Consider the following 5,108-nt stretch of genomic DNA (forward strand, 5'->3'; position numbering starts at 1 on the left):
CACCCAAGCCCCACCCTGCGACAACCCGTTCATTCCCTCCCATTCACCGCGCTGCTAAAGTCGCGCCGTCGACTAGAGTGAATGCATGAGCCCGACACTATCCCGCCGCCAACCGCTGACCGCCTGGGTGCTGTATTTCAGCGTCCTGTTCGGCGTGCTCGCCTGCGGTCTCGGCCACGGGCAGATGCTCGGCCTGCAACTCAACGGCATCGGCGGGGCGTTCTGCTCCATCGACAACAAGGCCCAGCCGAGCATCGACCTCGCGGCCGGCGGCCAGAGCGACAGCCAGCCGAGCGTTCCCTTCAACTGCCCGCTGTGCGGTTCCATCGTGCTCGGCGTGGCGTTGCTGTTCTGCCTGTTCTGGCTGCGCCTTGCCTCCTCGACGCCGCGCCTGCGCCGCGAACAGCGCAGCAAGGCGCCTCCGCGTTATTCCTGGCCGTCGGCCAATCCCCGCGCTTCTCCCCTCTGACTCCGTTGGTGACCCGTGCCGGCCCGCGCCAGGGCTGTCGGCCGGGAGCGTTTCGCAGTCAGGTCGCCCGTGGGCGGCCCAGGGAATCGAGAACAACGCGAGGAACGACCATGCGTCGCTATTCCATCCTCGGTCTGTGCGCCTTGAGCGGCCTCTGGCAGGCGCCGGCACAGGCCGATCATCTGGAGCTTGAACAGACCACCATCCGTGCCGAACAGGCCAGCGACCCGACCGCCCCGTCGATCGCCGAGAAGAAGGCCGAGTTCGCCCACATCCCCGGCGCGGCCGCCGTGGTGGATGCGGAAACCTACAAGAGCGGGCGCAGCAGCACCCTGCAGGACGCCCTCGGCATGGCGCCGGGAGTGTTCGTCCAGCCGCGCTTCGGCGCCGAGGAGGCGCGCCTGTCGATCCGCGGCTCCGGCCTGCAACGCACCTTCCACGGTCGCGGCCTGCTGCTGATGCAGGACGGCGCGCCGCTCAACCTGGCCGACGGCAGCTTCGACTTCCAGGCCGTCGAGCCGCTGGCCACCGACCACATCGAGGTGCTGCGCGGCGCCAACGCCTGGCGCTACGGCGCGGCCAACCTCGGTGGGGCGATCAACTTCGTCGCGCCGACCGGCAAGAGCGCGGCTCCGCTCGACCTGCGCGCCGAAGGCGGCAGCTTCGGCTATCGCCGGCTGTTCGCCGCGGTGGCCGAGGACTTCGGCGACTGGGACGGCTACCTGAGCATCAACGACTACTCCCAGGACGGCTTCCGCGACCACGCGAAGCAGGACAACCAGCGCTACTTCGCCAACCTCGGCGGGCGGCTCAACGAGCGGCTGTCCACCCGCGTCTACCTGACCCACGTGGAGACCGACTCCGAGCTGCCGGGCAACCTGACCAAGGCACAGATGCGCCGCGATCCCGAGCAGGCCGCCGCCGGCAACCTCACTGGCGACCAGCGCCGCGACTTCATCCTCAACCGCCTGGGCAACATCACCACCCTGCGGCTGGACGGCGGCCATCGCCTGGAGCTGGCCAGCTACTACAGCGAGAAGTCGCTGTTCCACCCGATCTTCCAGGTGCTCGACGTCAACAGCGAGGACTACGGTCTGCGCCTTTCGCACATCTGGGAAAACGAGACGGGCTGGCGCTGGCGCGGCGGCGTGGAGAGCAGCCACGGGCGCAACTGGCAGTCCAACTATCTCAATGTCGGCGGGCACAAGGGCGCCAAGGTCGACGAACTCCACCAGACCGCGCGCAACCTGAACGCCTTCGGCGAGCTGGAAGTGCCGCTGGCCGAACGCTGGGCGCTGATCGGCGGGTTGAGCTGGCTGCACCAGCAGCGCGACTCCGACGACCGCCTGCCCGCCGGTCGCGACACCTCGTTCGACAAGACCTACGTCGGCCGCATCGGACGGCTCGGCCTGCGCCATGACCTCACCGACGGCGTACAACTGTTCGCCAACTTCAGCCAGAGCTTCGAGCCGCCGACCTTCAGCGAGCTCACCGGCGGCCAGGTGATCGCCTTCCAGCCCAACTCGGCGCAGAAGGCCAATACCTGGGAAGCCGGCCTGCGCTGGTCGCGGGATACCCTGGACCTCGACCTGGCGGTCTATCGCAGCGAGATCCGCGACGAACTGCTGGCCCTCAACGACGCCAACGGCCAGCCGCTCGGCACCCTCAACGCCGACCGCACCATCCACCAGGGCGTCGAGCTCGGCGGCGCCTGGACCCTCGGCCAGGTGACGCTGCGCGGCCAGTACCTGCTCAACGACTTCCGCTTCGACGGCGACGACGTCTACGGTGACAACCGCCTGGCCGGCGTGCCGCGCCAGTTCGTCAAGGGCGAGGCGCTCTGGCAGCGGGGCGGCTGGTACGCCGGGCCGACCTTCGAATGGGTGCCCAACCACTACAACGTCGACCAGGCGGAAACCCTCTACGCCGACGGCTACGCCATCTGGGGCCTGAAAGGCGGCTACCGGCCGGGCGAGGGCCTCGGCTTCTTCATCGAGGGGCGCAACCTCTCGGACAAGACCTACGTCGCCACCACCGGGGTGATCGCCGACGCCAACGGCCAGGACAGCGCGCAGTTCCTGCCCGGCGACGGCCGCAGCCTGTACGTCGGCCTGGAATGGCGCCTGTGAACCCGATACTTTTCCGCACCAAGGAGACCACCATGAAACTCATCAAGACCCTGCTGCTCGCCGCCCTGCTGGCCCAGGCCGGCCAACTCTTCGCCCACGAGTACGATGCCGGCGACCTGCACATCGAACACCCCTGGTCGCGGGAAATGCCACCCACCGCGCCGACCGCCGCGGCCTACTTCGCCGTCCAGAACAAGGGCGCGGAGGCCGACCGGCTGCTGGGCGTCGACACCCCCGCCGCCGGCAAGGCCGAACTGCACGAGCACGTGCATGCCGGCGAGATGATGAAGATGCAGCAGGTGCAGAGCGTGGAGATCCCCGCCGGCGGTGAGGCCCGCTTCGCGCCGGGCGGCTACCACGTGATGCTGTTCGACCTGGAAAAACAGTACCGCGACGGCGAGCGCTTCCCGATGACCCTGCATTTCGAGAAGGCCGGCGACGTGGCGGTCGAGGTGGTGGTGCAGAAGGAAGCGCCGGCCGATAAGGGACATGGGCATGCGCATTGATTGAAAAGCCGAAAAGAGCGCTGGAGGCTGGACGTGAAGATATGGTGGTCCGCGGTGGCATCGAACGACGCCACGGGGTTTCCACAGAAGCACGAGCAGTCTTTTCGTCCAGCTTCCAGCGCTCTTTATCGGCCTTTTATCAAGTCCAACATCCCCAACCCGGCCACACGCCCGCTGGCAAAGCAGGCGGTGAGCAGGTAGCCGCCGGTGGGCGCTTCCCAGTCGAGCATTTCCCCGGCGCAGAACACGCCCGGGAGCTGGCGCAGCATCAAGCGCTCGTCCAGCCGCTCGAAGGGCACGCCGCCGGCGCTGCTGATCGCTTCGTCCAGCGGGCGTGGGCGTAGCAGCGTCAGCGGCAGGGCCTTGATCGCCGTCGCCAGGCGCGCCGGGTCGGCATAGGTTTCGGCGCCGGTCAGTTCGCGCAGCAGGCCGGCGCGCACGCCGTCGAGGCCGAGCTGGCCGCGCAGGTGGTTGCTGATCGACTTGCTGCCGCGTGGTTTGCGCAGCGCCGTTTCGACCTGCTGTACGGTCTTCTGCGGCAGCAGGTCGAGAAGCACGGTGGCGCTGCCGTCGCGCGCGATGCGTTCGCGGATCGCCGCCGACAACGCATAGACCAGGCTGCCTTCCACGCCCTGGGCGGTGATCACGAATTCGCCCTGGCGCGGCTCGCCATCGTCCAGGCGCAGGCTCACCGGCTTGACCGGCGCACCGGCGAATTTCCCGGCGAACACGGGGCTCCAGCCGTTCCCCTCGAAGCCACAGTTGCTCGGCCGCAGCGGGGCCATGGCGATGCCGCGCTCTTCCAGCAACGGCACCCAGGCGCCATCCGAACCGAGCCGCGCCCAGCTTCCGCCGCCCAGGGCGAGGAGGGTGGCGTCGCTGCGCACGGCGAGCTCGCCGTCCGGCCCGGCGATGCGCAGGCTGCCGTCCGGGTTCCAGCCCAGCCAGCGGTGCCGGGTATGGATGGCCACGCCCAGCTCGCGCAGGCGCTTGAGCCAGGCGCGCAGCAGCGGCGCGGCCTTCATGTCGGTGGGGAACACGCGGCCCGAACTGCCGACGAAGGTATCTATGCCCAGGCCGTGGATCCAGGCGCGCAGGGCGTCTGCGTCGAAGCCGTCGAGCAGCGCGGCGATCTCGGCCTGGCGCGCGCCGTAGCGGGTGAGGAATCGGTCCTTCGCCTCGGCATGGGTGATGTTCATCCCGCCGACCCCGGCGAGCAGGAACTTGCGGCCCACCGAAGGCATGGCGTCGTACAGGTCGACGGCGACCCCGCCTTGCGCCAGCACCTCGGCGGCCATCAGCCCGGCGGGGCCGCCGCCAATGACGGTGGCGCGGGGGGAGGAGAGCGGGGCGGTACTGGGCATGGCGGCGCGGAGTGTCGTGGCAGGGGCGGCCATGTTACCTCGCGTGCAGCAGTGTGTCGCAGTGACAAGTCGCTCCGTGGCCGTCAGCATGGCCGGCGGCATGCCGTGCGCAGACTCGGCGCCTTTTCCTCGCCTGCGTGCCAATGAAGGAACAGCGAGGTCAATCAATGAGCATCACATCCACCGATATCTGCCAGGCCGCCGACGCCCTCCAGGGGTTCGTCGGCTTCAACCGCAAGACCGGGCGCTACATCGTGCGCTTCAGCGAAGACTCCTTCGGCATGGACGTCGCCGAAGACAGCATCGTGCCCGCCAGCGAGTTCGTCTGGCGCGAGCAGTCCACGGGCGTCATGGCCCTGGCGCGCGAGCACCTGAGGGTGCTTCTCGAACTGAACATCAATGACCGCCTGAATGTCGGGGAGCCGCTGCTGGTCTACATGCGCCGCGAAGACCTCCCTGAAATCCTCGCCCGCCGGGACTTGCGAACGCCGGATTGATGCAGAGTGGGCCGGGTGGCGTTTCGCTTGAGCCCGCCGGCGTTGTGGTTCCGGCCCCCTGGCATGTGGGTGATGGGTTTCACCCATCCTACGGGGTGGTGGGCTTGGAGCTGGGGGGAGGGCGCGTTCCCTCACCCCAGCCC

5 protein-coding genes are annotated in these 5,108 nt (G+C 68.7%); 4 read left to right on the forward strand and 1 reads right to left on the reverse strand.

Going from position 1 to position 5,108, the window contains the following annotated elements; translation table 11 throughout:
- Positions 1–85: 85 nt before the first annotated feature.
- The 3 genes from PSEWESI4_RS20645 (at position 86) to PSEWESI4_RS20655 (ending at position 3,104) form a co-directional block, all read left to right on the forward strand.
- Entirely contained in the window at positions 86–469 is a 384-nt protein-coding gene (locus PSEWESI4_RS20645; RefSeq protein ID WP_187673107.1) for a DUF2946 domain-containing protein, read from the forward strand.
- 110 nt (positions 470–579) lie between these two features.
- The gene (locus PSEWESI4_RS20650) at positions 580–2,598 is read left to right on the forward strand and encodes a TonB-dependent receptor family protein (RefSeq protein ID WP_187673108.1); all 2,019 of its coding nucleotides are present in this window, start codon (positions 580–582) and stop codon (positions 2,596–2,598) included.
- A 32-nt stretch (positions 2,599–2,630) separates the two neighbouring features.
- Entirely contained in the window at positions 2,631–3,104 is a 474-nt protein-coding gene (locus tag PSEWESI4_RS20655) for a copper chaperone PCu(A)C (protein ID WP_187673109.1), read from the forward strand.
- A 125-nt stretch (positions 3,105–3,229) separates the two neighbouring features.
- Here PSEWESI4_RS20655 and PSEWESI4_RS20660 read toward each other — a convergent pair whose 3' ends face one another.
- The gene (locus PSEWESI4_RS20660; protein ID WP_187673111.1) at positions 3,230–4,468 is read right to left on the reverse strand and encodes a TIGR03862 family flavoprotein; all 1,239 of its coding nucleotides are present in this window, start codon (positions 4,466–4,468) and stop codon (positions 3,230–3,232) included.
- A 167-nt stretch (positions 4,469–4,635) separates the two neighbouring features.
- Here PSEWESI4_RS20660 and PSEWESI4_RS20665 point away from each other — a divergent pair, with 167 nt between their 5' ends.
- On the forward strand, positions 4,636–4,965 hold the full coding sequence (locus PSEWESI4_RS20665) for a DUF2025 family protein (RefSeq protein ID WP_187673110.1): 330 nt from the start codon (positions 4,636–4,638) through the stop codon (positions 4,963–4,965).
- The last annotated feature ends 143 nt before the right edge of the window (positions 4,966–5,108 follow it).

The sequence above is a fragment of the Zestomonas carbonaria genome (genome assembly GCF_904061905.1).
GTDB lineage: Bacteria > Pseudomonadota > Gammaproteobacteria > Pseudomonadales > Pseudomonadaceae > Aquipseudomonas > Aquipseudomonas carbonaria.

Coding starts and splice junctions, on each gene's coding strand:
- PSEWESI4_RS20645 (WP_187673107.1), top strand. CDS start 86: ATGAGCCCGACACTATCCCGCCGCCAACCGCTGACCGCCTGGGTGCTG.
- PSEWESI4_RS20650 (WP_187673108.1), top strand. CDS start 580: ATGCGTCGCTATTCCATCCTCGGTCTGTGCGCCTTGAGCGGCCTCTGG.
- PSEWESI4_RS20655 (WP_187673109.1), top strand. CDS start 2,631: ATGAAACTCATCAAGACCCTGCTGCTCGCCGCCCTGCTGGCCCAGGCC.
- PSEWESI4_RS20660 (WP_187673111.1), bottom strand. CDS start 4,468: ATGCCCAGTACCGCCCCGCTCTCCTCCCCCCGCGCCACCGTCATTGGC.
- PSEWESI4_RS20665 (WP_187673110.1), top strand. CDS start 4,636: ATGAGCATCACATCCACCGATATCTGCCAGGCCGCCGACGCCCTCCAG.